21 protein-coding genes and 2 pseudogenes are annotated in these 26248 nt (G+C 75.9%); 16 read left to right on the top strand and 7 right to left on the bottom strand.

What is annotated here, in order from left to right; all coding sequences use genetic code 11:
- Positions 1 to 28 precede the first annotated feature (28 nt).
- Positions 29 to 481 (bottom strand): SRPBCC family protein, encoded by a 453-nt coding sequence (locus C8D89_RS01925; protein WP_116706356.1) that lies wholly within the window; start codon positions 479 to 481, stop codon positions 29 to 31.
- A gap of 147 nt (positions 482 to 628) precedes the next feature.
- On the opposite strand from C8D89_RS01925, the gene smc reads away from it, so the two are divergent.
- The 6 genes from smc (at position 629) to C8D89_RS01895 (ending at position 11495) form a co-directional block, all read left to right on the top strand.
- Positions 629 to 4342 carry a chromosome segregation protein SMC gene (smc, locus tag C8D89_RS01920; protein WP_116706355.1) on the top strand — a complete coding sequence of 1238 codons (3714 nt, stop codon included), beginning with the start codon at positions 629 to 631 and terminating at the stop codon, positions 4340 to 4342.
- Positions 4343 to 4481: 139 nt separating this feature from the next.
- Positions 4482 to 5030, top strand: a complete 549-nt coding sequence (locus tag C8D89_RS01915) for a hypothetical protein (RefSeq protein ID WP_116706354.1) — start codon at positions 4482 to 4484, stop codon at positions 5028 to 5030.
- Positions 5031 to 5185: 155 nt separating this feature from the next.
- A complete protein-coding gene (ftsY, locus tag C8D89_RS01910; RefSeq protein WP_423716621.1) occupies positions 5186 to 6997 on the top strand; it encodes a signal recognition particle-docking protein FtsY in 1812 nt (603 codons plus the stop codon).
- Positions 6998 to 7252: 255 nt separating this feature from the next.
- Positions 7253 to 8569: an ammonium transporter gene (locus C8D89_RS01905; RefSeq protein WP_207787030.1), complete on the top strand. Its 1317-nt coding sequence runs from the start codon at positions 7253 to 7255 to the stop codon at positions 8567 to 8569.
- A 5-nt stretch (positions 8570 to 8574) separates the two neighbouring features.
- A complete protein-coding gene (locus C8D89_RS01900) occupies positions 8575 to 8913 on the top strand; it encodes a P-II family nitrogen regulator (RefSeq protein ID WP_116706352.1) in 339 nt (112 codons plus the stop codon).
- Positions 8914 to 9008: 95 nt separating this feature from the next.
- On the top strand, positions 9009 to 11495 hold the full coding sequence (locus tag C8D89_RS01895) for a [protein-PII] uridylyltransferase (protein ID WP_116706351.1): 2487 nt from the start codon (positions 9009 to 9011) through the stop codon (positions 11493 to 11495).
- 2 nt (positions 11496 to 11497) lie between these two features.
- Here the strand turns inward: C8D89_RS01895 and C8D89_RS01890 are convergent, their stop codons facing one another.
- Positions 11498 to 12094 (bottom strand): TetR family transcriptional regulator, encoded by a 597-nt coding sequence (locus tag C8D89_RS01890; protein ID WP_116706862.1) that lies wholly within the window; start codon positions 12092 to 12094, stop codon positions 11498 to 11500.
- Entirely contained in the window at positions 12091 to 13695 is a 1605-nt protein-coding gene (locus C8D89_RS01885) for an FAD-dependent monooxygenase (RefSeq protein ID WP_116706350.1), read from the bottom strand. The genes C8D89_RS01890 and C8D89_RS01885 overlap by 4 nt, the downstream gene beginning before the upstream one ends.
- A gap of 200 nt (positions 13696 to 13895) precedes the next feature.
- Between C8D89_RS01885 and ffh the strand changes: the two genes are divergently transcribed.
- Positions 13896 to 15542 (top strand): signal recognition particle protein, encoded by a 1647-nt coding sequence (ffh, locus tag C8D89_RS01880; RefSeq protein ID WP_116706861.1) that lies wholly within the window; start codon positions 13896 to 13898, stop codon positions 15540 to 15542.
- A 4-nt stretch (positions 15543 to 15546) separates the two neighbouring features.
- On the opposite strand, the gene C8D89_RS01875 is transcribed toward ffh, so the two are convergent.
- The gene (locus C8D89_RS01875; RefSeq protein ID WP_116706349.1) at positions 15547 to 16401 is read right to left on the bottom strand and encodes an NmrA/HSCARG family protein; all 855 of its coding nucleotides are present in this window, start codon (positions 16399 to 16401) and stop codon (positions 15547 to 15549) included.
- 177 nt (positions 16402 to 16578) lie between these two features.
- Between C8D89_RS01875 and C8D89_RS01870 the strand changes: the two genes are divergently transcribed.
- A complete protein-coding gene (locus tag C8D89_RS01870; RefSeq protein ID WP_243417719.1) occupies positions 16579 to 17046 on the top strand; it encodes a MarR family winged helix-turn-helix transcriptional regulator in 468 nt (155 codons plus the stop codon).
- Here C8D89_RS01870 and C8D89_RS01865 read toward each other — a convergent pair.
- Positions 17043 to 17456, bottom strand: a complete 414-nt coding sequence (locus C8D89_RS01865; protein WP_243417717.1) for an MmcQ/YjbR family DNA-binding protein — start codon at positions 17454 to 17456, stop codon at positions 17043 to 17045. The two genes, C8D89_RS01870 and C8D89_RS01865, sit on opposite strands and share 4 nt — an antisense overlap.
- A gap of 98 nt (positions 17457 to 17554) precedes the next feature.
- On the opposite strand from C8D89_RS01865, the gene C8D89_RS01860 reads away from it, so the two are divergent.
- The gene (locus tag C8D89_RS01860) at positions 17555 to 18643 is read left to right on the top strand and encodes an amidohydrolase family protein (protein WP_116706347.1); all 1089 of its coding nucleotides are present in this window, start codon (positions 17555 to 17557) and stop codon (positions 18641 to 18643) included.
- A gap of 51 nt (positions 18644 to 18694) precedes the next feature.
- Here the strand turns inward: C8D89_RS01860 and C8D89_RS01855 are convergent, their stop codons facing one another.
- Complete coding sequence (locus C8D89_RS01855; protein WP_116706346.1) at positions 18695 to 20134, bottom strand: MFS transporter; 1440 nt, start codon at positions 20132 to 20134, stop codon at positions 18695 to 18697.
- A 72-nt stretch (positions 20135 to 20206) separates the two neighbouring features.
- Between C8D89_RS01855 and C8D89_RS01850 the strand changes: the two genes are divergently transcribed.
- The 4 genes and pseudogenes from C8D89_RS01850 (at position 20207) to rimM (ending at position 22310) form a co-directional block, all read left to right on the top strand.
- The gene (locus tag C8D89_RS01850) at positions 20207 to 20962 is read left to right on the top strand and encodes a LamB/YcsF family protein (RefSeq protein ID WP_116706345.1); all 756 of its coding nucleotides are present in this window, start codon (positions 20207 to 20209) and stop codon (positions 20960 to 20962) included.
- 225 nt (positions 20963 to 21187) lie between these two features.
- Positions 21188 to 21520 (top strand): annotated as a pseudogene (rpsP, locus tag C8D89_RS01845) (30S ribosomal protein S16); the annotation flags it as partial.
- A 20-nt stretch (positions 21521 to 21540) separates the two neighbouring features.
- Entirely contained in the window at positions 21541 to 21780 is a 240-nt protein-coding gene (locus C8D89_RS01840) for an RNA-binding protein (RefSeq protein ID WP_116706343.1), read from the top strand.
- A 5-nt stretch (positions 21781 to 21785) separates the two neighbouring features.
- The gene (gene rimM, locus C8D89_RS01835; RefSeq protein WP_116706342.1) at positions 21786 to 22310 is read left to right on the top strand and encodes a ribosome maturation factor RimM; all 525 of its coding nucleotides are present in this window, start codon (positions 21786 to 21788) and stop codon (positions 22308 to 22310) included.
- 5 nt (positions 22311 to 22315) lie between these two features.
- On the opposite strand, the gene C8D89_RS01830 is transcribed toward rimM, so the two are convergent.
- Positions 22316 to 23035: an MgtC/SapB family protein gene (locus C8D89_RS01830; RefSeq protein ID WP_243417714.1), complete on the bottom strand. Its 720-nt coding sequence runs from the start codon at positions 23033 to 23035 to the stop codon at positions 22316 to 22318.
- Between the two features lie 46 nt (positions 23036 to 23081).
- On the opposite strand from C8D89_RS01830, the gene trmD reads away from it, so the two are divergent.
- From trmD to lepB, 3 genes and pseudogenes are all read left to right on the top strand, one after another.
- A complete protein-coding gene (trmD, locus tag C8D89_RS01825) occupies positions 23082 to 23930 on the top strand; it encodes a tRNA (guanosine(37)-N1)-methyltransferase TrmD (protein WP_116706341.1) in 849 nt (282 codons plus the stop codon).
- A gap of 91 nt (positions 23931 to 24021) precedes the next feature.
- Entirely contained in the window at positions 24022 to 24381 is a 360-nt protein-coding gene (gene rplS, locus C8D89_RS01820) for a 50S ribosomal protein L19 (RefSeq protein WP_116706340.1), read from the top strand.
- Between the two features lie 890 nt (positions 24382 to 25271).
- Positions 25272 to 26213, top strand: a pseudogene (lepB, locus tag C8D89_RS01815) (signal peptidase I); the annotation flags it as partial.
- Between the last annotated feature and the right edge of the window lie 35 nt (positions 26214 to 26248).

The following is a 26248-nucleotide window of genomic DNA, read 5'->3' as shown; positions in this document are numbered from 1 at the left end:
TCCGGGGCCCGGGACGTGCGGGTGCGCGTCAGGCGCGCGTCTGCCCGGAGGACTCCATGAGCTGCTTGAACTCCTCGAGCGCCTTCTCGACCTTCTTCTGCGGGTCGGCGAAGAGCTTGGCGCCCAGGTCGCCGATCGCCCCGCCCGGGGTGTTCACGTGCAGGCTGACCTCGACGCCGGTGCTGTCACCGTGGTTGTCGAAGCGCACGGCACCACCGGTCTCCACGTGGTTGTTGCTCTCCTCGAGCGACTTCCACGCGATCTTGCGGTCGGTCTCCTCGTCGATGATCTTCGCGTCCCACTCGATCGACTTGCCCAGCGGGCCGTCGACCACCCAGTGCGTCACGTCCGCCGACCCGTCCTTGGGCTCGACCGAGCGCACGTCGTCCATGATCTGGGGCAGGTGGGTCAGCGGCCGCCACCACTGGTAGCACTGGGTGGCCGGGGCGTTGACCTCGAGGTAGTGCGTTGCGGTAGCCATGCGGCCGGGTTGACGCGCCCCTCACTCCGGAAACGGCCACGATCGCGACACGGACCACGGTCCGGACCGATCCGGACGGGGTTTCGACCGCGGTGTCTCCGACCTCGCGTAGCGTCCGGACCCGACCGGCGGGGGAGGGACGCGGGCGTGCATCTCAAGAGTCTGACGCTCAAGGGCTTCAAGTCCTTCGCCTCGTCCACCACGCTGCGCTTCGAGCCGGGCATCACGTGCGTGGTCGGGCCCAACGGGTCGGGCAAGTCCAACGTCGTCGACGCCATCAGCTGGGTGCTCGGCGAGCAGGGGGCCAAGGCGCTGCGCGGCGGCAAGATGGAGGACGTCATCTTCGCCGGCACGGCCGGCCGCGCCCCGTTGGGCCGCGCCGAGGTCACGCTGACCATCGACAACGCCGACGGCGCGCTGCCCGTCGAGTACGCCGAGGTGTCGATCACCCGGCGCGTGTTCCGGTCCGGCGCGGGCGAGTACGAGATCAACGGCAGCAGCTGCCGCCTGCTCGACGTCCAGGAACTGCTCAGCGACTCCGGCATCGGCCGGGAGCTGCACGTCCTCGTCGGCCAGGGCCAGCTCGACGCGATCCTGCAGTCGCGTCCCGAGGAGCGGCGGGCGTTCGTCGAGGAGGCCGCCGGGGTCCTCAAGCACCGCAAGCGCAAGGAGAAGGCGCTGCGCAAGCTCGAGGCGATGCAGGCCAACCTCACGCGCCTGTCCGACCTCACCACCGAGCTGCGCCGCCAGCTCAAGCCGCTGGGCCGCCAGGCCGAGATCGCGCGCCGCGCCCAGACCATCCAGGCCGACCTGCGCGACGCGCGGCTGCGCCTGGCCGCAGACGAGCTGGTGACGCTGCGCGGCACGATCGCCCGGGACCAGGCGGACGAGGACGCCGCCCGCCGCCGCCGCGACGAGACCGAGCGGGCCCTGGCCGAGGTCGGCGAGCAGGTCACCGCGCTCGAGGCCGCTCTCGAGGCGGCGACGCCGGCCCACACACGCGCCCAGGAGGGCTGGTACCGCCTCTCGGCGCTGCAGGAGCGCCTGCGCGGCACGGTCGCGCTGGCCGTCGAGCGCCACCGTCACGTGACGGGCGTGGAGGACGTGCCCGCCGGGCCCGACCCCGACGACCTCGAGCGCCGCGCCGAGGAGGCCGCGGACCAGGAGGCGGCGCTGGAGTCCGAGGTCGCCGAGGCCCGGGCCACCCTCGAGGGGCACGGCGAGACGCGCGAGGCCGCCGAGGACGCGCTGACCACCGCCGAGCGTCGGCTCGCCGCCGCCACGCGGGCGGCAGCAGACCGCCGCGAGGGCGTGGCGCGCCTGGCCGGGCAGGTCGAGACGCTCCGCGGGCGCCTGGCGTCCTCCACCGAGGAGCTCGAGCAGATCGCCGCCTCGCTCCTCCAGGCCGGCGAGCGCGCGGCCGTGGCCCGCGAGGAGCTGGCGGCGCTGGAGGAGGCGGAGCCGCCGCCCGCGTCGGCGCCCGAGGAGGCGCCGCAGGACGCCGTCGACGACGCCGCCGAGGCACCCGACCCCGAGGCCGCGCTCGACGCCGCCGTCGAGCGCCACGAGGCGGCGCGCGCCGCGGTCGACGCCGCCGGCGCGGCGCACCGCGACGCCGAGCGTGATCGTGCGCACTGGCAGGCCCGCACCGACGCGCTCGCCCTCGGGCTGACGCGCCGGGACGGGGCCGGGGCACTGCTGGGCGCGACCGACCGCGTGCCGGGCGTGCTGGGGTCGGTCGCGGCGCTGCTGCGGGTCGAGGCGGGCCACGAGGACGCCGTCACCGCGGCTCTCGGGCCGGCCGCCGACGCCGTGGCCGTGGCGAGCCCGGACGCCGCCGCCGACGCCCTGGAGACGCTGCACGCCACCGAGGGCGGGCGGGCGGGGCTGCTCGTGGGCGGGACACGCAGCGAGGCGGGGCCGGGCGAGGCGCCCGCGGGCACCCGCTGGGCCGCCGACCTCGTGACGGCGCCCGACGAGCTCGCCGGCGCGGTGGATCGCGTGCTGGCCGGAACGGTCGTCGTCGACGACCTCGCGGCCGCCCGCGCCGTGGTCCGCGACCACCCGCACCTGCGCGCCGTCACCCGCGCCGGCGACCTGCTGGGGGCCGAGTGGGCCGTCGGCGGGCCCTCGGGCCAGAGCCTGCTCGAGATGCAGGCCGCGGCGGACGAGGCCGGCGACCGGCTGGCGGCCGCGGAGCGCCACCTGCGCGAGGTCGACGCGACGCTCGCGTCGGCACGCGAGGCCGAGTCCGCGGCACGGGCGGAGGTCGGCGTCGCCCGCCAGGTCCGTGACGACCGCCGTCGCGCCGACGCCGAGGCGCGGCGGGCCGCCGACGCCCGCCGGGCCGCGGACGACAAGGCGCGTGCGGAGTCCGCCCGCCGGCTGGGGCGGCTCGGGGAGACCGTGCGCGCCGCGGAGGCCGAGGCGCAGCGGCTCACCGAGCGCCGGGCCGCGGTGGAGGCCACCCGCGACGAGCGCCGCGCCGAGCTCGACGACCTCACCGAGCGCCTGGCGATGGCCCAGGACGAGGCGGCCGACGACGGCGCGGGCGACATGGCCGACGAGCACGCCGCCGCCCGGGACGCCGCGGCGTCCGCGCTCACCGCCGCCCGCGCCGCGGAGGTCGACGCCCGCCTGGCGCTGCGCACCGCCGAGGAGCGCCTGCGCGCGGTCACCGGGCGCGCCGAGGGGCTGCGCCGCCGGGCCGCCGCGGAGCGTGAGCAGCGGGCCCGCGTCCAGGAGCGGGCGCGGGTCCGCGCGCGGGCGGCGGCCGTCGCCGAGGAGGCCGTGCGCCACGGCCGCGACGCGCTGGCGCGCCTCGAGCACTCGCTGGCCCGGGCCGAGGAGGCCCGCGACGCCGCCGCCGCGGTGCGCACGGCGCGGGCGGGCGAGCTCGACACCGCGCGGGAGCGGCAGCGCGAGTTGCAGGCGACGCTCGAGCGGCTCACCGACGCTGTGCACCGCGACGAGGTCGTGCGCGCCGAGCAGCGCACGCGGCTGCAGCAGATGGAGGCCGGGATCGGCGAGCGCTTCGGGATCGGGCTGTCCGACCTCGTCGCCGAGTACGGACCCGACGTCCCGATCCCGCCCCCGGCCGGTGAGGTGGCCGAGGTGGAGGCCGCCCGCGAGCGCGGCGAGCAGGTCGTCATGCCGCCGCCCGAGCCCTTCGACCGCGCCGCCCAGCAACGCCGCGCCGCCCGGGCGGAGAAGGAGCTGGGCACGCTCGGCAAGGTCAACCCGCTGGCGCTGGAGGAGTACGCCGCGCTCGAGGAGCGCTACCGGTTCCTGTCCACCCAGCTCGAGGACGTCAAGAACAGCCGCAAGGACCTCCTCGAGGTGGTCTCGCAGGTCGACGCCACCATCCTCGAGGTCTTCGCGTCCGCGTTCGCGGATGTCGCCCGCGAGTTCGAGGCCGTCTTCCCGGTGCTCTTCCCGGGCGGCGAGGGGCGCCTGGTGCTCACCGACCCCGATGACCTGCTGGCCACCGGCGTCGAGGTCGAGGCCCGCCCGCCGGGGAAGAAGGTCAAGCGCCTCTCGCTGCTCTCGGGCGGGGAGAAGTCGCTGACGGCGGTGGCGATGCTCGTGGCCATCTTCCGGGCCCGCCCGTCGCCGTTCTACGTGATGGACGAGGTCGAGGCCGCGCTCGACGACGCCAACCTGCGCCGGCTCATCGGTCTGCTCTCCGACCTCCGCCGCAGCTCGCAGCTGGTGATCATCACGCACCAGAAGCCGACCATGGAGATCGCCGATGCGCTCTACGGGGTCAGCATGCGGGGCGACGGCATCACGGCGGTCATCTCCCAGCGTCTGCGCGGCGCCGAGGCGCCCGGCCCCTTCGCGGGGACCACCCCGTCGTGATCACCCAGAGTGCTGCTACGTTGCTCTGAGTATCCAGGGGGTCCCGGATCGGGGGGCGAGGTCGACGCTGTCGTGGCCTCCCGGCGCGCGCCCGGCGCCTCTACGGTGCCCGTACGCGGGCGAGACGGGGGGAGCGGACATGACGGCGGTGCGACCCGAACCGACCCACCGCGCGGCGCCCGCCCCGACCGGCTCGACCGCCCCCACCGGCCGCCACGCCCGCCGTGAGACCGGCGTCCCGTCCGGTCCGCTCGTCCCGCTGCGGGCCCTCGCCCCCGCGCCGAAGCCCGCCGGCGGGCGCCTGGTCGTCGACACCTCGTACTGCCGCCTGACCCCGCATCTCGGGGCCCGGAAGGTCGCGGTCAGCGTCGACGGCCTGCCGCTGCGCTTCGCCTGGGGCCGCACGCCGATCGACCTGCCGGCCGGTCGCCACCTCGTCGAGATCGAGGTCGAGCACCGGATCGCCGGACGGCGCTCCTGGGGGCACGTCGCCGACGCGGTACCCGTCGCCGCGGGCCACACCGTGGAGGTCTACTACCGCGCGCCCGCCCTGCCCCGCCTCGACGGCTCGCTCGGGCCGGCACGGCAGCGCACCGCCGGCCTCGCCCTGTGCGTCGCGCTGCTCGCCGCGGCCGGCGCGGCCCTGATCGCCCTGCTCGTCGTCGCGGTCGTCCTGCTCGTCGCCTGACAGCGAGGAGGCGCCGCTCCCGGATGCAGCGAACGCGCCGTTCGTACGCTTAGACGCAGCGAACAGCGCGTTCGCTGCGCCTCGGGGCCCCGTGACCGACCGCCCCGCCGCCCCGACCGCGCGCCCCCGCGCGGCGCGGCTGCGAGACTGGCGCGGTGTCGTCCCCGACCTCGCTGACCGCGCCGCTCGACCCCGCCCCGACCGACGTCGCGCTCGCCGCGCAGGTCGGGACCGGGTTGGCGCCCGGTGTCGTTGCCGCGATCGTCGCCGCGGCGATCATCGTCATCCTGCTCGTCGTCCTCGGTATCGGCCTCTACCTGCGCCGAAGCCGCCAGGTGTCCCTGGCCGAGGAGGAAGAGGAGGAGCGCAGGCCCACCAAGGGCACCTACAAGGCCGGCGGCGGCTTCGACTTCACCGCCGGCACCGGTGGCTCGACGCTCACCCCACCCCGCCGCGGCCCGGCGCCCCTGCCCCCCGAGGAGCCGCCCGCCGAGCCTGCGGAGCGCCCCGAGGCCGGCGGGCCGCAGGGCACCGCCCCGCCCGGAGCCGCCGAGGCGCCACCGGCCCCCGCGACCGACTCGGCGCCCACGACCGACGCCGCGCCCCCGGACCTCAGCCCGCCCACGACGCCGACCGCCCCCGGACGTGCGGACGGCGACGGGACCACCGGCCCCGGGGTCCTCGAGGAACCCGAGGTCGCCGGCCCGCAGGCCACCGCTCCGCCGGCCGCCGCCGAGGCCCCGCCCGCGCCGACGGTCGAGCCGGAAGCGCCCGTCGAGCCGGAAGCGCCCGTCGAGCCGGAAGCGCCCGTCGAGCCGGAAGCGCCCGTCGAGCCGGAAGCGCCCGTCGAGCCGGAGGCGCCGGCCGCCGAGCCGGAGGCCCCGGCCGCCGAGCCGGAGGCCCCGACCCTCGAGCCGGAGGCCCCGACCGCCGAGCCGGAGGCCCCGGCCGAAGCGCCGCCGGGCCCGACCACCGAGAGCACCACCGAGACGATCGCGCCCTCCACGGGCACGCCCGTCCCGCCCGCGGCGCCGACGGAGGAGATCGCGCCCGCCGAGGGCCGGCTCGAGCGCCTGCGCGGACGGCTCGGTCGGTCGCGCTCGACGCTCGGCCAGGGCCTGCTCGGCCTGCTCGGCGCCGGCGACCTCGACGAGGACTCGTGGGAGGAGGTCGAGGACACGCTGCTCATGGCCGACCTCGGCTCCTCGACCACTCAGGAGATCGTCGCCAAGCTCCGCGAGCGCATCGCCTCCCGCGGTGTCCGCACCCCGGAGCAGGCGCGCGAGCTGCTGCGCGAGGTGCTCGTCGAGTCCCTGGGCCCGGACATGGAGCGTTCGGTGCGGGCGCTCGCCCACGACGGACGCCCCGCGGTCGTGCTCATCGCGGGGGTCAACGGCACCGGCAAGACCACGACCACCGGCAAGCTCGCCCGGGTGCTCGTCGCCGGGGGGTACGTCGTGCTCCTGGGCGCCGCCGACACGTTCCGCGCCGCGGCCGCCGAGCAGCTCGCGACGTGGGGCGAGCGCGCCGGCGCGGAGACCGTGCGCGGCAAGGAGGGCGCTGACCCCGCCAGCGTCGCGTTCGACGCCGTGCGCCGCGGCACCGAGTCGGGCGTCGACGCCGTCCTGCTCGACACGGCCGGGCGCCTGCACACCAAGACCGGTCTCATGGACGAGCTCGGCAAGGTCAAGCGCGTGGTCGAGCGCCAGGCGGACGTGGACGAGGTGCTGCTCGTGCTCGACGCGACCACGGGGCAGAACGGGCTGACCCAGGCCCGCGTCTTCCGCGAGGTCGTGGACGTCACGGGCGTCGTGCTCACCAAGCTCGACGGCACCGCCAAGGGCGGCATCGTGTTCCAGGTCCAGCGCGAGCTGGGGGTTCCGGTCAAGCTCGTCGGCCTCGGGGAGGGACCCGACGACCTCGCGCCGTTCGAGCCCGAGGCGTTCGTGGACGCGCTGCTGCGCTGAGCGCGGCCGGCCGCAACCGGGTGACACCCACCGCCACGGGCGGGGTCCGCGCCACCGCGCAGCGTCACCGCCCGCGCGTGACGCCGGCCACCGCAGACCGTGATGTCCGCTCGCGCAACATGATGGTGACACCACCGGGCGGCCTGTTAACTGCTGCGAAACAGAGCAGGACGTCGACCGAAACACGATCTCTCCATTCTCACTCACCGATTCCGGTCGAACCCGCGATGGAGGGAACTCGTGACCCCCGTAGAACTGGACAGCGGTAACACCGCCTGGATCCTGACCAGCGCGGCGCTGGTCCTCCTCATGACCCCGGGGCTGGCGTTGTTCTACGGCGGCCAGGCCCGCTCGAAGAACGTGCTGAACATGATGATGATGGTGTTCGGCACCCTCGCGACCGTGGGCGTCCTCTGGGTGCTCTTCGGCTACTCGGTCGCGTTCGGCACGGACGTCGGCGCCGGACTGCTGGGCAACCCCGTCGAGTTCTTCGGCCTGTCGAGCATGCTGACCCCCGAGGCCCAGACCGACGGCCTGCCCGACCTGGCCTTCGTGGCCTTCCAGGGCATGTTCGCCATCCTCACCACCGGACTGATCGCCGGTGCGGCGGCGGACCGCATGAAGTTCAACACCTGGATGGTCTTCACGCTGCTCTGGGCGACGTTGGTGTACTTCCCGGTCGCCCACTGGGTCTTCGACCTCGACAACGGCTGGATCGCGGCCGGTCTCGGTGCCCTCGACTTCGCCGGTGGTACCGCCGTCCACATCAACGCCGGCGTCGCCGCTCTCGTGCTCTGCATCTTCCTCGGCAAGCGCCGCGGCTGGCCCCGCGAGGCGATGCGCCCGCACAACCTCACGATGGTCATGCTCGGCGCCGGCATGCTGTGGTTCGGCTGGTTCGGGTTCAACGCGGGCTCGGCGGGCAGCGCGGGCTGGGAGGCGTCCTACGCCTTCGTGAACACGATCGCCGCGACGGCGGCCGCGATCGTGGGCTGGCTGATCGTCGAGCAGATCCGCGACGGCAAGCCGACCTCCCTGGGTGCCGCGTCCGGCATCGTGGCCGGCCTGGTCGCCATCACCCCCGCCTGTGCGTCCGTGTCGCCGATCGGCGCGATGATCATCGGGGTCATCGCCGGTGTCGCGTGTGCCTACGCGGTGGGCCTGAAGTTCAAGCTCGGCTTCGACGACTCGTTCGACGTGGTCGGCGTCCACCTCGTCGGTGGCGTCATCGGCACCCTGATGATCGGTCTGCTGGCGACCGAGGTCGCGCCGGACGGCGCGAACGGGCTGTTCTACGGCGGCGGGTTCTCCCAGCTGGGCATCCAGGCGATCGCGGCACTCGCGGTGATCGTCTACTGCGCGGTGGTCACCGCGATCATCGTCGGCATCCTCAAGGCCACGATGGGCCTGCGGATCGACGACGACAGCGAGGCCACCGGCATCGACGAGGGTGAGCACGCCGAGTCGGGCTACGACTTCTCCAGCCTGCGCGGAGGGAGCAGCCTCGGGTCGTCGCACTCGGCGCTGTCCGCGCCGACGCAGGTGTCCGCGACCGCCGGAAAGGAGAGCTGACCGCCATGAAGATGGTCACCGCCATCATCAAGCCGTTCGTGCTGGAGGACGTGAAGGGCGCCCTCGAGCGCCTGGGGGTCCTGGGCATGACCGTCAGCGAGGTCCAGGGCTACGGCCGCCAGAAGGGCCACACCGAGGTCTACCGGGGCGCGGAGTACTCCGTCGACTTCGTGCCGAAGGTCCGCATCGAGGTCGTCACCGACGACTCCGCGGCCGACAAGGTCGTCGATGCCATCGCCGAGACCGCCCGCACCGGCAAGATCGGTGACGGGAAGGTCTGGGTGACCCCGGTCGAGACCGTGGTGCGCGTGCGCACCGGTGAGCGCGGGGCCGACGCCCTGTAGCCACCACCGGATGACGACGGCGCCGGGCTCCACTCGCGGGGCCCGGCGTCGTCGTCTCGCGAGCAGTCGGGACGAGGCCTCGAGAGGACGGGTGGATGGCCACGGACGCGCAGCGCAGCGGAGCCGGACCTCGGGACGGGGACGCGGTGTCGTCGAGCCTGGACGACGAGCGGGGAACCACCAACGGTGACGCGGTGGACCTCGTCCGGGCCCGCGCCGCGCTGCTGGACCCTCCGCCGGGCGCCCGACGCCTGGGGCCGGCGGCCCTGCGCGAGGCCCTGGTGGAGCTGCACGACTTCTGGCTCTCGACACGGGCGGCGGCGGTCGGGGTGGGCGAGGGCTCGGCGCTGGTCGCGGTGGGGGCGTTGGGCCGCCGGGAGCTGGCGCCCTACTCCGACCTCGACCTCGTGCTCGTCCACGAGGGGCGCCGCGGGGACCGCGAGCAGATCGGCCAGGTCGCGGACGCCCTCTGGTACCCCCTCTGGAACGCCGGGATCGGGCTCGACCACTCGGTGCGCACGGTCGGGGAGGCCATCGAGGTCGCCACCACCGACCTGCGGGTGGCCCTGGGCCTGCTGGAGGTGCGCCACCTCGCGGGCGACCCGGAGCTCAGCGAACGGCTGGCCGCGACCGCGCGGCAGGCGTGGCGTGCCGGCATCCGCGGCCGGTTCGACGACCTCGTCGCCGCAACCCGGGAGCGCTGGGAGCGCTCGGGCGAGGTCGCCCACCGCATCGAGCCCGACCTCAAGAACGGGCACGGCGGGCTGCGCGACATCCAGCTGCTCGACGCGCTGGCCGCCGCGCAGCTGGTGGACCGCCCGACCGTCGACGTCCAGGACGCCCGCCGGCTCATGCTCGACCTGCGCGTGGAGCTGCACCGCCGCGCGGGGCGGGCCCGCGACGTGCTGCAGGCCGAGGACGCCCACGAGGTCGTCGCGGCGGCGGCCGCCGATCTGGGGGTCACCGACCGGTTCGACCTCGCGCGGGCCGTCTCCGGCGCCGCGCGCACGGTCGTCTTCGCCACCGACACCGCGCTGCGCTCGGCCCGCAACGCCCTGCCGCGCCGGGGCCTCGCCGCGCTGCGCCGCGCCCCGGCGCGCCGGCCGCTCGACGACGGCGTGGTCGAGCACGCCGGCGAGGTGGTGCTCGCCCGCGACGCGCATCCGGCGCGGGACCCGGCGCTGGTGCTGCGCCTGGCCGCCACCGCGGCGCGCACACGGTTGCCGATCGCCGCGGGCACCCTCCACCGGCTCGCCGAAGCAGCTCCGGAGCTGCGCGAGCCGTGGCCCCGCGCCGCCCTGAGCGAGCTGCTCGCCCTGCTCGGGACGGGGGAGGGGATGGTCGGCGTCGTCGAGGCGCTCGACCGCACGGGCCTGTGGGGCCGGCTGTTCCCCGAGTGGGGCGCGGTGCGCGACCTGCCCCCGCGCGACCGCCAGCACGTGTGGACCGTCGACCGCCACCTCGTCGAGGTCACGAGCCGCGCCGCGGCGTTGACGACGCGGGTGGCCCGCCCGGACCTCCTGCTGCTCGGGGCGCTGGTGCACGACATCGGCAAGGGCCGCGACGAGGACCACTCGGAGGTCGGCGAGCGCCTGGCCCGGCACATCGGGCGGCGCCTGGGGCTGTGGCCGGCCGACGTGGAGGTGCTCGCGGCGATGGTGCGCCACCACCTGCTGCTGCCCCACACCGCGTCGCGGCGCGACCCGGAGGACCCCGCGACCGTCGAGCGCGTCGTCGAGACCCTCGGCGCCGACCCCGTGCTGCTCGAGCTGCTGCACGCGCTGGCCGAGGCGGACTCGCTGGGCACCGGGCCCGGGGTGTGGACGCCGTGGCGGGCGACGCTCATGGGCGACCTCGTGCGCCGCTGCCGCGTGGTGATGTCCGGCGGGCCGGCGCCCGGGCCGTCGCCGCTGTCGGACGAGGCGGTGGACCTCGCCCGCCGGGTGGCCGAGAACGGGCAGCCCGAGGTGGCGATCACCGGTGAGGGCGACCTGACCAAGATCACGATGACGGTCGCCGCGCCCGACCGGCCCGGGCTGCTCTCGCGGGCGGCGGGCGTGCTCGCGCTGCACTCGCTGCAGGTGCACACCGCCGACCTCTCCGAGCACGAGGGCGTCGCGGTCGACGCGTTCTCGGTGTCGCCCCGCTTCGGGCGCCTGCCCGAGGCGTCGCTGCTGCGCGAGGACCTGGTGCGCGTGCTGCGCGGCTCGATCGACCTGCCCGCCCGGCTCGCGGCCAAGGAGCGCGACTACGACCGTCCCGGCCCCGCCCCCGCGCCGAGCCGGGTGGTGTGGTTCGACGACGAGGCCACCGGTGCGGTCGTGCTCGAGCTGCGCACGAGCAACCGCATCGGCCTGCTCCACCGGGTCGCGGCCGCGCTGGAGGGCCAGGGGCTCGACGTGCGCTGGGCGCGGGTGTCGACGCTGGGCAGCTCGGTGCTCGACGCCTTCTGCCTGGAGACCGCCGAGCACTCCGCCCTCCCGCCGGAGCGGCGACGGGCCGTCGAGGAGGCCGTCCTCGTCGCGGCCACGGGCTCCACCACCCCGCCCGGGGCGCCCGCTGACCCGGCCGCCGGTCCCTGAGGTCAGCCGCCGGGGGCCCGGTGGCCGACGCCGTCGAGCAGCGCGCCGAACGCCTCGTCGACGACGGCGGCGAGGTGCCGGCGCCCGTCCTCGTCGACCCAGATCTCGAGGGCCGTGGTGAGGGCGGCGACCGCGGCGGCGGCCGCGACCCGGTGCGCGTGGGTGGCGTCCTCCCGCCCCTCGCGCCGGGCGAGGGCGCCGGCGAGGAGGTCGCGTGTCGCCCCCTCGCCCGCACTGCGGCGCGCGCGCAGCGCCGGGGTGCGCAGGACGAGGCGCGTCCGGACCAGGACGGTGGCCAGCTCGCCCTCACCGAGGGTGGCCAGGGCGGCGGCCACGGCGGCCCCGACCGCGGCGAGGGCGTGCTCCTCGGCCGGTCGGGCGACCACGAGCTCGGCGAGCACCGGGTCGTACTCGTCGTACTCGACGACGTCCTCCTTGGTCGGGAAGTACCGGAAGAACGTCATCGGCGACACGCCGGCCGCCTCGGCGATGTCGGCGACGGTGGTGCGGTCGTAGCCGCGGTCGAGGAACAGGCGCAGGGCGTGGTCCTGGATCGCCCGGCGTGTCGCGGCCTTCTTCCGCTCCCGCAGCCCGGTCACCCGGTCAGTGTCGCCCGCGGGGCCGGCGGAGGCGCGTCCGCCGGGGCCGCGCCGGCCGCACCGAGGGCGCGGTCCAGCCACGCGTCGACCGCGTCCGGGCGGCAGGCCAGGTGACCGTCGGGCCGCACGAGCCCGGGCGACGGGGACCCGCCGCGAACGGTCGCGAGCGCGACCACGGCCTCCTCGCCGAGGCGCCGGCGGGCGGCGCGCAGGGCGGCAGTGTCCCCGTCGAGGTCCCCGTCGAGGTCCCCGTCGAGGTCCCCGTCGAGGTCCCCGTCGAGCAGGGCCCACCGGCCCCCGAGCTCGGCGTACAGACGGGTCGGGGTGCCGTCCTCGCGGTGGCACGGGCGGTCGGGCACCCGGTCGCCCGGCTGCGGCGCGCGTCCCGGCCGGACCCGACGGGCGCCGAGCGGCCCGCGCCGGTAGCTCACCCGGAGCTGGGAGGAGGCGTCCTTGATCCGTCGCTGCACGAACGGCCGGGCCATCAGCGGGACGACGAGGTGGTCGCGCAGCAGCCGCGACGGGCGCGTCCCGCCGAGCATCAGGCGGGTCATCCCGCTGGTCGAGCTCAGCACCTCGGCGGCGACGGGCCGGCGTTCCGCGGCGTAGGTGTCGAGCAGCGCGGGCCGTGCCCGCCCGTGTACCACCGCCGCGAGCTTCCAGGCCAGGTTCTCCGCGTCGCCGAGCCCGGTGTTCATGCCCTGGCCGCCGAAGGGGCTGTGCACGTGCGCGGCGTCCCCGGCGAGCAGGACCCGCCCGACGCGGTAGGACGAGGCGAGCCGGCGGTGGATGCGGAACGACGAGGCCCACGCGACGTCGCGGACCGCGGCGGCGGACAGGCCGGCGGTGCGCTCGAGGGCGTCCGACAGCGCGGCCACGATCGCGTCCCGGTCGGGGTCCGGGACCGGGTGGGACGGCGGGGTGTCGGTCCCGGGACGGGCGGCGAGCAGGCGCCAGAGTCCGTCGCCGGGCAGCGGGAAGAGCGCGAGCATCTCCTCGCCGTCCAGGAACGTGCTCACCGCCGTGCGGGGCACCGGCAGGTCGGCGTGGACGTCGGCGAGCACGAAGCGCTCGGTCAGCGGCACGCCGGGGAAGGCGATCCCGGCGAGCTCGCGCACGCGGCTGTGGGCCCCGTCCGCGCCGACCACGAAGGCGGCGCGGAGCCGGCCCGCGGGCCCGCCGAGCACCACGCCCCCGGGGTCCGGCGCCAGGGTGGCCAGCTCCCAGCCCCACGTGACCGCGCCGCCCAGGGCCTCGAGCCGCTCGCGCAGCGCGGCCTCCACCTCGGCCTGCGACAGGAGGATCCCCGGGCGGTCGACCAGCCGCGTCGGGCGACGCAGGTCCAGCCGCGCGAGCGGCACGCCGTCCACCGCGACCGCGACCTCCTCGACGGGCAGGGACCGCGCGGGCAGGTCGCCGAGGGCGCCGAGCCGGTCGAGCACCTCCACGCCGCGCGGTTGCAGGCCGAGGGCGCGCGAGGTCGTCGCCGGGGCGGACGCCCGGTCCAGCACCCGCACGCCGGCCCCGGCCGCGCGTAGGCCGGCGGCGAGCGCCAGCCCCGTCGGCCCGGCTCCGACGATCGCGACGTCCGTGCTCTCCACGACGACCTCCTCGTGATAGTGGCTCTCATGTGTGAGTTACTATCACTTCCCGCGGCGCCGTGCGGCAAGGCACGGATCGGACACGGCTCGGCGGCGAGCGGAGCGCCATCGGCCGGCGGTTAGGGTTGGGTGAGGACGCCGGGCAGAGCACATGCAGAGCACATCGGGCCCCGGCGCGCGCCATTCCGGGAGTGACCACCGTGTTCGACACCCTGTCCGACCGTCTCACGTCGGTCCTCTCCGACCTGCGCGGCAAGGGCCGGCTGTCGGAGACGGACATCGACTCCACGTGCCGCGAGATCCGGATCGCGCTGCTCGAGGCCGATGTCGCCCTGCCCGTGGTGCGGGCGTTCGTCAAGCAGGTCAAGGAGCGGGCGCGCGGGGCCGAGGTCTCCGAGGCGCTCAACCCCGCCCAGCAGGTCGTCAAGATCGTCAACGAGGAGCTCGTCGCCATCCTCGGCGGCGAGACCCGGCGGCTGCGCCTGGCCAAGACCCCACCGACGGTCATCATGCTCGCCGGCCTGCAGGGCTCCGGGAAGACCACCCTGGCCGGCAAGCTCGCGCACTGGCTGCGCGGCCAGGGGCACACCCCGATGCTCGCGGCCTGCGACCTGCAGCGCCCCAACGCGGTGAACCAGCTCCAGATCGTCGGCGAGCGTGCCGGTGTCGAGGTGTTCGCGCCGGAGCCCGGCAACGGCGTCGGCGACCCCGTGGACGTCGCCCGCCGCGCCGTGGCCGACGCGCGCAGCCGGCAGTACGACGTGCTCGTGGTCGACACCGCCGGTCGCCTCGGCGTCGACGAGGAGCTGATGCGCCAGGCCGCGGACATCCGCGACGCGGTGTCGCCGGACGAGATCCTGTTCGTGCTCGACGCCATGGTCGGCCAGGACGCCGTCACCACCGCCGAGGCGTTCCGCGACGGCGTCGGCTTCTCCGGCGTCGTGCTCACCAAGCTCGACGGCGACGCCCGCGGCGGCGCCGCGCTCTCGGTCCGCGAGGTCACCGGCCAGCCGATCCTCTTCGCCTCCAACGGCGAGAAGCTCGACGAGTTCGACGTCTTCCACCCCGACCGCATGGCCTCGCGCATCCTCGGCATGGGCGACGTGCTCACCCTCATCGAGCAGGCCGAGCAGGCCTTCGAGGAGGGGCAGGCCGAGGCCGCCGCGGCCAAGATGGGCACCGGCGAGCTGACCCTCGAGGACTTCCTCGAGCAGATGATGGCCGTACGCAAGATGGGCCCGATCGCCAACGTGCTCGGCATGCTGCCCGGGGCGAACCAGATGAAGGACCAGCTCGCCGGCCTCGACGAGAAGCACCTCGACCGCGTCCAGGCGATCATCCGGGGCATGACCCCGGCCGAGCGGGCCGACCCGAAGATCATCAACGGGTCCCGGCGGCTGCGCATCGCCAACGGCTCGGGTGTCGGGGTCAGCGACGTCAACCAGCTGGTGGAGCGGTTCTTCGAGGCCCGCAAGATGATGAAGAACATGGCGGGTCAGTTCGGGCTGCCCGGCGCGGGCGGCGGCCGCAAGGGCAAGCGCCAGGCGGCCAAGGCCGCCAAGGGGGCCGCCAAGGGCCGCAAGGGGCCCAAGCAGATGCCGGCGATCGCGGGCATCGCCGCGGAGAACGCCGGGAGCGCGAGCGACCGCGGCGAGCGATCGGTCGGCAGCTACCAGACCCCGGGGCTCAACCAGCTCCCGCCCGCCCTGGCCGGCATGAACGAGCTCCCGCCCGGGTTCGACCCCGGCGCGCTGACCTTCCCCGGCGGTGGGGGCGGCGGCAACGGCGGCCACGGCGGTGGGCACGGCGCTGGCGGCAAGAAGGGCAACAAGAAGAAGCGCAAGTGATCGCTCAGGTCGATGGCCCGGTCGCCGGTCTGGTCGCCGCCCAGGCGGCCAGGTCCAGCACCTGCGGATCCAGCTCGCGGGTGCGGGCGAAGTCGGCCCGGTAGGCCGGACGGGCGTCGGCGAACCACGTGAACATGGCCCTCAGGTCCGGGTCGTCGAGCACGGTGACCGGCAGGGCCTCGTAGCGGCCCCCGAGGATCTCGGCGGCCTGCTCCCCGGTCACCTCGTCGCCGCCGATCTCGATCGCACCCTCCGGGACGCGGGAGGGATCGCGTAGCGCCGCGGCCGCCACCCGCCCGATGTCCTCCACCGCGACCATCTGCACCGGCACCCCGGCCGGCAGCGGCAGCCGCAGCACCGTCGTGCCGTCCTCGCTGCTCGGGGAGAGGTTCTCCATGAAGAACACCGGTCGCACGAACGTGGCCGGTAGGTCGAGGCCCTCGATGTGCTCCTCGACCCGGCGCTTGCTCTCGAAGTGCGGGATGCCCGTGTGCCGCTCGGCGCCGCCGACGGGGCTGTAGACGAGGTGCGGGACGCCCGCGGCGAGCGCCGCGTCCGCGATCCGGATGCCGTCGGCGGTCTCGCCGTCGGTCCCGCGGGGGGTGAACGACGTCGTCATCGCGAAGACGCCGTCGACGCCGGCGAACGCGGCACGCAGCGACTCCTGGTCGGTGAGGTCGGCCCGGCCGAGCTCGGCCCCGGCGTCGGCGAGCGCGCGGGCGGCGCCCGAGGCGGGGTCGCGGACGAGGGCGCGAACGGTCAGGTCGGCGGGGCCCGCGGGGTCGGCGGCGAGCAGCGCGCGGGCGGTGGCGCCGCCCTGCTGGCCGGTGGCGCCGAGGACGGCGAGGGTGGTGGTCACGGGGAGGTCCTCCCGGGATCGGGGGCGATCTACTGTCCGAACAGTGATACGTCGGCCGTGACGAGTGCGTCGACCCCGGTGTGACTGTCCGGACAGCAAAGAGTGTTCCATGGGTGCGAGATAGCTGGTCATGAGTAGGATGGTGGGAACACTGCTCGAACAGTGAGAGGAGTGCTCGTGGACCCGGGCGAGCCGTCGGTCCCCGCCCCCGCCGCGGCCCACGGCGGACCGGTCAGCCACGCGATCTTCCGGCTCGCGCGCCTGCACAAGCTCACCGCCGCGCAACTGCTGCGCCGCACGGGCCTGCACCCGAACCAGGAACTGGTGATGATGCGGCTCTGGGAGGCCGGGCCCCAGCGCCAGGCCGACCTCGCCGCCGCGATGGACGCGGACTCGGCGACGATCACGCGGACGATCCAGCGCCTCGAGCGCGCCGGCTTCGTGCGCCGCACCCCGAGCCCCACCGACGGCCGGGTGACGATGGTCGCGGCGACGCCCGCGAGCCGGGGCCTGCGCGACGACGTGGAGGCGGTGTGGACCGAGCTGGAGGAGCGCACCGTCGCCGGGCTGGACGAGCAGGAACGCGCGACGGTGCTGCGGGTGCTCGACCGGCTGGAGGCGAACCTGACCCCGCCCGGCGCCTAACGCACCGGGTGCTCGGCCAGCCACCGGTCGCGGCGGCGGTGCGAGGCCCGCGAGAGCCAGGCGTCCTGGACGATCTCGGCGAGCTCGTCGCGGGAGAGACGTCCCAGGTCCGCGCCCCGCAGCAGCACCGAGAGGTGCCCGTCGAAGCGCGGCGTGGTGAAGAACGGCGTGGACGGGTCGCGCACGAGGGCGTCCTTGTCCTCCTCGGACTCCACCCAGAACATGATCACGTCGGTGTAGCGCTCGCCGGTCACGGGGTCGGCGGCGTCGGGCTGCGGGGTCCGGAAGAAGACGAACGACTTGCCGCCCACCTGGTAGACCGCGTTGCCCTTCGGCCCGTGGACGAGCGTCACGTGGGGCATCGCCAGGGCCAGGGCGTGGACGTCGGCGACGCTCGCAGGCTCGCTCACGGGCGGAGCGTAGACACCGGTGGCGACCCCGTGGCTACCCTGCGCGGCATGCCGCCGACGCACCCCGCTCCCGCCCCGACGGCCCCGGGGACCGCCCGGTGAGCGCGCTGCACCTGCGCGGGGTGCTGCTCGACGGCACCGCCGAGGGCGAGCGGACCGGGGAGCTGTGGGTCACCTCCGACGGGCGCATCAGCCTCGACCCGGTGCCCGACGCCCGGACCGTCGCCGACGGCTCCTGGATCCTGCCCGGCCTGGTCGACGCGCACTGTCACGTCGGCATCGGACCCGAGGGCGCGGTCGACCTCGAGACCGCCCGCGAGCAGGGGCACACCGACGCCGCCGCCGGCGCCCTGCTGGTGCGCGACTGCGGCAGCCCCGTCGACACCCGCCCGCTCGACGACGACCCGCGGATGCCCGAGATCGTGCGGGCCGGGCGGCACCTCGCGCGTCCCAAGCGCTACATCCGGGGCCTGCCGATCGACCTCGAGCCCGACGAGCTGCCCGCCGCCGTGGCCGAGCAGGCGCGGGCGAACCCCTGGGTGAAGCTCGTCGGCGACTGGATCGACCGCGGCGAGGGCGACCTCGCCCCGCTGTGGCCCGACGACGTCCTGCGCGCCGCGATCGACGCGGCGCACGCCGAGGGCGCGCGGGTCACCGCCCACGTGTTCGGCGAGGACGCGCTGCCGGGCCTGATCGGGGCGGGGATCGACGGCATCGAGCACGGCACGGGCCTGACCGACACGACCATCGCGATGATGGCCGAGCGCGGCACGGTCCTCGTCCCGACGTTGATCAACGTCGAGAACTTCCCGGAGTTCGCCGACGCGGCGGGCGACAAGTTCCCCCGCTACGGCACGCACATGCGCGAGCTGTACGCCCGCGCACCCGCGACGATCGCGGCGGCGATCGAGGCCGGCGTCCCCGTCTTCGCCGGCACCGACGCCGGCGGCGGCATCGTCCACGGCCGGATCGTCGACGAGATCGCCGCGCTCGCGCGGGTCGGGCTCGGGTCGGCCCGGGCGCTCGCCGCGGCGTGCGGCGACGCGCGGGCGTGGCTGCGACGCCCCGGGCTCGTCGACGGCGCGCCCGCCGACCTCATCGCCGTCGCCGACGACCCCCGCGTCGACCCGGACACCCTGCGGGCGCCGGCGCTGGTGCTGCGCGCGGGCACGCGGCTGCTGCCGTGAGCGGTGGCCGTGCAGGTCCCCTCGGCCCACTCGAGGAGGCCGGCACGCGGGTCACGTCCGCGTGGGCAACCGCCGCGAGAGCAGCAGCGCGACGACCAGCACCGCGGCGATGACCAGCAGCGCGTCGGCGAACGCGGCCCCGGCGCCGTCGTGCAGCGGGTTCCACGACCCGCCGCCGGCGCCCGAGCGCGCGGCCAGGACGGTACCGAGCACCGCCGCGCCCGTGCCGCCACCGAGGAAGAACGCGCCCTGGTAGAGCCCCAGGCCCACCCCCGCGTGCTCCTCGGGCACCGCCGCGGCCACAGCGTTGATCAGCGGCGAGGTGATCGTCGCCAGGCCGACGCCGACGGCCAGCGTGATCGCCCCGAGGACGACCGCGGATCCGCCGGCCAGGGTCGACAGCGCCGTGACGGCCAGGCCCAGCACGCCCAGCCCGACGCCGACGAGCGTGCGCGGGCCGAGACGGTCGGACAGGCGCCCGGCGACCGAGGAGAGCACCGCGACGGCGAGCGCCCCCGGCAGCAGCACGAGACCCACGTGGCCGACCCCGAGCCCGTTCACGGTGGCCACCAGCAGCGGCACCAGCAGGATCGTGCCGAGGTAGCAGAACATCGCCAGGAACCCCACGGCCACGGTGACGACGAACGGGCCGTGGGTGAGCAGGGCCGGCGGCACGAACGGCCGCGGCGTCGTGCGGATACGGACGACGAACCCGGCGGCGAGCACCAGCGCCGCGACCACCGCGCCCCACGACGACGGCGCGAGGCCCACCTGCTGGGCGCGCGTGAGCCCGAAGAGGCCGAGACCGACGGCCCCGCCCAGCAGCACCCCGCCCACGAGGTCGATCCGGCGCCACGACCCGCCGCCGTCCGGGCGCCCGTCGGGCAGCACCCGCGGCGCGACGACCAGTAGCGGGGCGACGAGGAGCGCGGCGCCGAGGAACGGCCACCGCCAGCCGGCGACCTCGGCGACCAGCCCCGCGAGCGGCGGGCCGAGCGCCTGACCGGCGCCGACGCCGGTGCCGACCACGCCGAAGCCGAAGCCGCGGCGTCCCGGCGGGAGCGAGCGCGCCACCGCGACGGACCCGAGCGCCGGGACCGCGGCGCTGCCCAGACCCTGCAGCACGCGCCCGACGAGGTGCACGCCGATCCCCGGCGCCAGTCCGGCGACGAGCGAGCCGACGATGAAGATCGCGAGCCCCACGGCGAACACGCGGCGGACGCCGAACACGTCGGCGATACGCCCGTAGAGGGGTGTGGCGACGGCGAAGGACAAGGAGAACGCCGTCACCACCCAGGCGAGACCGGACGGCGAGGCCGCGTAGTCCCGTCCGATCTCCGGCACGAGGACGAGCACCATGCTGTTGGCGAGCACGGCCACGGCCACCGCGACCAGCAGCACGCCGAGCAGCAGGCCGGTGCGCACCGGCGCGGCCTCCGGGGAACCGACGGTCGGGGAGGGCTCGACCGTCGACGGCCGGGGGTCGGTCATGCCACCAGCCTGCGCCCTCGAGTGCGCTCGAGGTCAACCGAGGGTGGTAGCGCCGGCCCTAGGCTCGGGATCGTGGACGCGACGCTGGACCTCAACGCCGACCTCGCCGAGGGCTTCGGCACCTGGTCGCTGACCGACGACGACGCCCTGCTCGAGGTGGTGACCTCCGCCAACGTGGCCTGCGGGTTCCACGCGGGCGACCCGGCCACGATGCGCCGGGTGTGCACCCTGGCCGTCGAGCGCGGCGTGCGGATCGGCGCGCAGGTGTCCTACCGCGACCTCGCCGGGTTCGGACGCCGCTTCGTCGACGCCGACCCCGACGAGCTCGCCGCCGACCTGCTCTACCAGGTCGGGGCCCTGCGGGAGTTCGCCCGCGCGGCCGGCGGCGAGGTCGCCTACCTCAAGCCGCACGGGGCCCTCTACAACGCCGTGGTCCACCACGACGACCACGCCGGCGCCGTCGTCGCCGCCGCGCAGCAGGCCGGGCTGCCGATCCTGGGTCTGCCCGGCTCGCGACTGCTGGCGCTGGCGGCCGAGGCCGGCGTGGCGACGCACGCCGAGGCGTTCGGCGACCGCGGGTACACCCCCGAGGGGACGCTGGTCCCGCGCCGCGAGCCCGGCGCGCTGCTGGCCGACGCCGACGCCGTGGTCGAGCGCGCCCGCCGCCTGGCCGCCGAGCGGGTGATCGAGGCCGTCGACGGCACCGCGATCCGCGTCGAGGCCGCGTCACTCTGCCTCCACGGGGACAGCCCCGACGCCGTGGCCACCGCCCGCCGCGTCGCCGAGGTCCTCCGGGACGCCGGCGTCACCCTCGCGGCCTTTGCCTGACGACCTGTCGGTGTGCTCATCCGGATGTGAGCGCTTGTCCGTGCACCAGGACGGACAAGGGCGCACATGCGCGGAGCGCGAACGACGTCTGGCACAATCGGGAAGTTGTCGTGGCCACCCTCTCTCCAGGTCGCGACCTGAACACGAGCGGCGCACGGCGCGGGTGCCTCACCCCGCGGCCGGCGCCGGGGCCCGCGATGCCGAGACGAGGAGCAGTACAGAGCAGTGGCCGTCAAGATCAAGCTCGCCCGCATGGGCAAGATCCGCGAGCCCCACTACCGCGTGGTCGTCGCCGACGCGCGCACCCGTCGTGACGGGCGCGTCATCGAGACGATCGGCGAGTACCACCCGAAGAACCAGCCGAGCGTCATCAAGATCGACTCGGAGCGCGCGCAGTACTGGCTGGGCGTCGGGGCGATCCCGACCGAGCCGGTGCACGGCCTGCTGAAGGTCACCGGCGACTGGCAGAAGTTCAAGGGCCTCCCGGGCGCCGAGGGCAAGCTCCAGCCGCAGCCCGAGAAGGTCGACAAGCAGGCCCGCTTCAACGAGGAGCTGGCCAAGGTCACCGGCTCCGCGGAGTGAGCGAGCTCGCCGAGGCGCTCGAGCACCTCGTGCGGGGGATCGTCGCCCACCCCGACGACGTCGCGGTCGACCTCGTGACCAACCGTCGCGGCCGCACCCTCGAGGTCCGGGTCCACCCCGACGACCTCGGCAAGGTGATCGGTCGCAACGGGCGCACCGCCACCGCCCTGCGCACCGTCGTGGGCGGCATCGGCGGGCGGGGTGTGCGCGTCGACGTGGTCGACACCGACCGCTGAGCGCCGTGTCGTCGCCCGCCGCGGACGACCGTGTCGTCGGACGCGTCGTCAAGGCGCACGGCCTACGCGGCGAGCTCGTCGTCGAGCCCCGCACCGACCACGTCGACGCCCGGTTCGCGCCGGGTGCCGTGCTCTCGGTGCGGGGCCGCACGCCCGCGACGGTGACGGTGACCGCCGCGCGCCGTCACGGCGACCGGCTGCTCGTCGCGGTCGAGGAGGTCGCCGACCGCGACGGCGCGGAGGCCCTGCGCGCCGCCGAGCTCACGGCCCCGGCCCTGTCCGAGGAGCCCGAGGACCCCGACGAGTTCCACGACCACCAGCTCGAGGGCCTCGCCGCGGTGCTCCTCGACGGCACCCCCGTCGGCACCGTGACCGCGGTCGTCCACGGCGTGGGGGGCGAGCTGCTCGCCGTCGCCCGGCCCGGCGGCGACGAGGCGCTCGTCCCGTTCGTCACCGCGATCGTCCCCGAGGTCGACCTCGACGGCGGACGCGTTCTCCTCGACCCGCCCGAGGGCCTCCTCGACGTCTGAGGGGCCTACTCCTCCTCGGCCGGAACCCCCACGGCCAGCACCCCGGGGAGCTCGGAGAGCTCCCCCGACAGCGTCTCCAGCGCGCCGCGCCCGGTCAGCGACAGCGTGACCGACGCCGTCCGTGGCCCGGCGGGGTCGTCGGCGACCGCGTCCTCGCGGTCGACGTGCATGCCGGCCACGGCGAACCCGCGCGCGGTGCACACCGTCAGCACCTCGCGCAGCACCCCGCGCCCGTCGGCGTAGGAGAGGTGCACGTCACGCGGCACGGTCGACGAACGCGTCACGAAGCGGGCGAGCGGGCGGTACCCGCGCGTGACCAGGTAGTGGACCGCGGTGCCGGCCACCGCCAGCAGCGGGAGCCCGGCGCCGCACGCCGTACCGACCGCGGCGGCCGTCCAGACCGTCGCCGCCGTGGTGAGTCCGCGCACCGCGTCGCGGCGCACGAAGATCAGCCCCGCGCCGATGAAGCCGATCCCCGACACGATCTGGGCGGCGAGCCGGGACGGGTCGAGGGTGATGTCGGGGGAGGCGAGCAGGTCGTCGAAGCCGTACTTCGAGATCAGCATGAAGCCGGCCGACCCCACCCCGACGAGCGTGTGCGTGCGCAGCCCCGCGCTCTTGGCCGCCAGCTCGCGCTCGAGCCCGATGAGCGTGCACAGCACCAGGGCCAGCCCCAGCGGCGCGAGCAGGCGCCACTGCTGCGGGTACGAGAGGAACTGCTCCACCCCTGGTGCCTCCCTCCGTGCGCGGCCGGGGGCAGGATCGTGCCCGATGCGCATCGACGTCGTCACGATCTTCCCGGGCTACCTCGCCCCGCTCGACGACGCGCTCGTCGGCCGGGCGCGGCGGGCGGGACGGCTCGACCTGCGGGTGCACGACCTGCGCCGCTGGGCCACCGGCGTGCACCAGGCCGTCGACGACGCCCCCTACGGCGGCGGGCCGGGGATGCTCATGACCGCGCCGGTGTGGGGTGCTGCCCTCGACGAGGTCACGGCCTCGGGCGAGGGCGCCCCCCGGCTGCTCGTGCCGACGCCGGCCGGGCCGCCGTTGACCCAGCAACGGGTGGCGGCCTGGGCCGTCGAGCCGTGGCTGGTGATCGCGTGCGGGCGCTACGAGGGCATCGACGCGCGGGTGCTCGAGGACGCGGCGCGGCGGATGCCGGTCGAGGAGGTCTCGCTCGGCGACTACGTGCTCGCCGGCGGCGAGGTCGCCGCGCTCGTCGTCGTCGAGGCGGTGTCGCGCCTCGTACCCGGGGTGCTCGGCAACCCGGCGTCGGCCGAGCTCGACAGCTTCGCGGAGGGGACGGGCGGACTGCTCGAGGCTCCTGCCTACACCCGCCCCGAGCGCTGGCGCGAGCTCGACGTGCCCGAGGTCCTGCGCGGCGGCAACCACGGCGCCGTGGCCCGCTGGCGCCGCGACCGCTCGCTCGAGCGCACCGCCGCCGTGCGCCCCGACCTGCTGGATGCGCTGGTCGCCCGGCACGGCCCGGACGCCTTCGACGCGCGGGACCGCGAGGTGCTCGCGGCCTGCGGGTACGACCCGGCCGGACGGGCAGGAGCGGCGGCATGGCAGACTGGGGAGGTTGCCGGGGACGGCGCACGGCCCGATCGGGGTCGGTGAGCGCCGTCCGCCGCCCGAGAACCGATCCGGTCGCCGGAGCTCGCCACCGCGGGTTCCGCGCCGGCCCGTGAGACCCGCGAGGACGCTGACGATGAACGCCCTGGACGAGCTCGACGCCAAGTCGCTGCGCTCCGACATCCCCGACTTCCGTGCCGGGGACACCGTGAAGGTGCACGTCCGGGTGATCGAGGGTTCACGCTCCCGTGTACAGGTCTTCCAGGGTGTCGTGATCCGCCGGCACGGGGGCGGGCTCCGCGAGACGTTCACCGTCCGCAAGGTGTCCTTCGGCGTCGGAGTGGAGCGCACCTTCCCGGTCCACTCGCCCAACATCGACCACATCGAGGTCGTCACGCGCGGTGATGTCCGGCGCGCGAAGCTCTACTACCTCCGTGAGCGCCGGGGCAAGGCCGCGAAGATCCGCGAGAAGCGCGAGACCACGCCGGCTTCCTGAGCCGACGTCCCCGGTCTCCTAACCTGAGTCGCGTGCGCCCCCAGGAGCCCTCCGTCCCCCCGTTCCGGACCACCGGCCCGGGCGGGACGAGCCGTCCCGACGCGCCGGGCCCGATCGGGTCCGACGGCTACGGCGGACGCGCCCCGGCGCACGCCCGCCCGGACGACGAGGACCCGTACGGCGACGTCCCGGCCCCGCCCCCCGCCGGCCACGGCTCGGGCAACGGGGTGCGCGCGCCCTACGGGGCGTCCGGCTGGAGCGGCTCGGACGGTCACGAGCCGGCGCCGCCGGGTCCCCTCGACGGCGGGCGCCGGGGTGCGACCCCGTACGGCGGGTCGCAGGGCGCTCCCGGCCACGGCTCGCGCGCTCCCACCGCCGGTCCGTCCGGGCCCGGTCCCCACGGCGCTCCGGCGCCCGTGCCCCCCGGCGGCCCGGGGTGGGGTGGCCCGCCGTGGGCCGCGTCCCCGCCGCCCCCGCCGTTCGGCGTGCCCCGACCCGACGCTGCCCGGTCGCCGTCCCCGCCCGGATCGGGGAACGGGACGGCCCGGCCACCGGCGTCCCCGGCCGCGTCCCCACCCGACGGCTCGTCGCGGCCCGGTCCCGGCCCCCGGCCGGAACCGACCGCGGGGTCCTCGGCGTCTCCAGCGTCCTCGGGGTCCTCGGGATCCCCGGCGTCGGCCCCGGCGTCCCCGTCGCGGAGCGACGACGGTGGCCTGGCCGGCTCCGACGGCTTCGCCTCCCGGCCCCCGCGCCCGTCGCCCGACACGTCCACCGCCACGGCGACGACGAGCACCACCACGACCAGCACCACCACCACCGGCACCACCCGGACCTCCGGCGCGGGCACCGGCCCGGGCCGGCACCGCCGCGCGGGCACCGGCCCCGGGCGCGACGACGAGGACGCCCCGGAGGGCGCCGAGGACGCCGACGACACCGGCGGGGGCGCCGGCCGTCGCGCCGGCAAGGGCAAGGGGAAGGGCAAGCGCAAGGGCTCGTTCTGGCGCGAGCTGCCGCTGCTCATCGTGGTCGCGGTCGTGCTGACCTTCGTCATCCAGACGTTCCTCGCCCGCATCTACGTCATCCCGTCGGCGTCGATGGAGCGCACGCTGCACGGCTGCAACGGCTGCGCCAACGACCGCGTCGCCGTCGACAAGGTGACCTACCGCTTCTCCGACCCCGCGCCCGGCGACGTCGTGGTGTTCCGCGGCCCACCCGCGTGGGGCGACAACGGCGAGGTGTCCGGCAGCCAGCGCTCGGACAACGTGCTGGTCCGCGGCCTGCAGAGCGGGCTGTCGCTGGTGGGTCTCGCGCCGCCGGACGAGAAGGACTTCGTCAAGCGCGTCATCGCCGTCGGCGGGCAGACGGTCGCGTGCTGCGACCCGCAGAACCGGGTGACGGTCGACGGGCAGCCGCTCGACGAGCCCTACCTCTACTTCCAGCCCAACCTCGGCCGCACCCAGGCCGACTTCCCACCCGTGCAGGTCCCGCAGGGCCAGCTCTGGGTGATGGGCGACAACCGCAACAACTCCGCCGACGCCCGCGTGCACGGCCCGATCGCCGTCGACGACGTGATCGGCAAGGCCCGGGTCATCGTGCTGCCCGTGGGTCGGTGGGGCGGTGTGCCCGACACCGACCCGCAGGCCCGACCGTCGGCGCTCGGCGCGCCCGCCTGGACATCGGCGGCACCGCTCGCCGCCGGGGTCGTCGGGGCGGCGCCGCTGGTCGTGCTTTCGCGGCGGTGGCGGCGGTCCCTGCACCGTGGCGCCACCGGCCCCGTCCCGGCCGAGGGCGGTCCCGCGCCGCCACCGTCCCCCGGCGACCCGGACCGTTGACGGCCGGACACGACGCCGGCCGTCGCCGGGTCGCC

Source organism: Actinomycetospora cinnamomea (assembly GCF_003096675.1).
Taxonomy (GTDB): Bacteria; Actinomycetota; Actinomycetes; order Mycobacteriales; family Pseudonocardiaceae; genus Actinomycetospora; species Actinomycetospora cinnamomea.
Note: the sequence above shows the minus strand (reverse complement) of the source record. Positions and strands in the feature narration are given on the sequence as shown.

What these genes read in the sequence shown, in the direction of transcription:
- C8D89_RS01925 (WP_116706356.1), bottom strand. Translation starts at nt 481, where the DNA reads ATGGCTACCGCAACGCACTACCTCGAGGTCAACGCCCCGGCCACCCAG.
- C8D89_RS01915 (WP_116706354.1), top strand. Translation starts at nt 4,482, where the DNA reads ATGACGGCGGTGCGACCCGAACCGACCCACCGCGCGGCGCCCGCCCCG.
- C8D89_RS01900 (WP_116706352.1), top strand. Translation starts at nt 8,575, where the DNA reads ATGAAGATGGTCACCGCCATCATCAAGCCGTTCGTGCTGGAGGACGTG.
- C8D89_RS01895 (WP_116706351.1), top strand. Translation starts at nt 9,009, where the DNA reads ATGGCCACGGACGCGCAGCGCAGCGGAGCCGGACCTCGGGACGGGGAC.
- C8D89_RS01855 (WP_116706346.1), bottom strand. Translation starts at nt 20,134, where the DNA reads ATGACCGACCCCCGGCCGTCGACGGTCGAGCCCTCCCCGACCGTCGGT.
- trmD (WP_116706341.1), top strand. Translation starts at nt 23,082, where the DNA reads ATGCGCATCGACGTCGTCACGATCTTCCCGGGCTACCTCGCCCCGCTC.
- rplS (WP_116706340.1), top strand. Translation starts at nt 24,022, where the DNA reads ATGAACGCCCTGGACGAGCTCGACGCCAAGTCGCTGCGCTCCGACATC.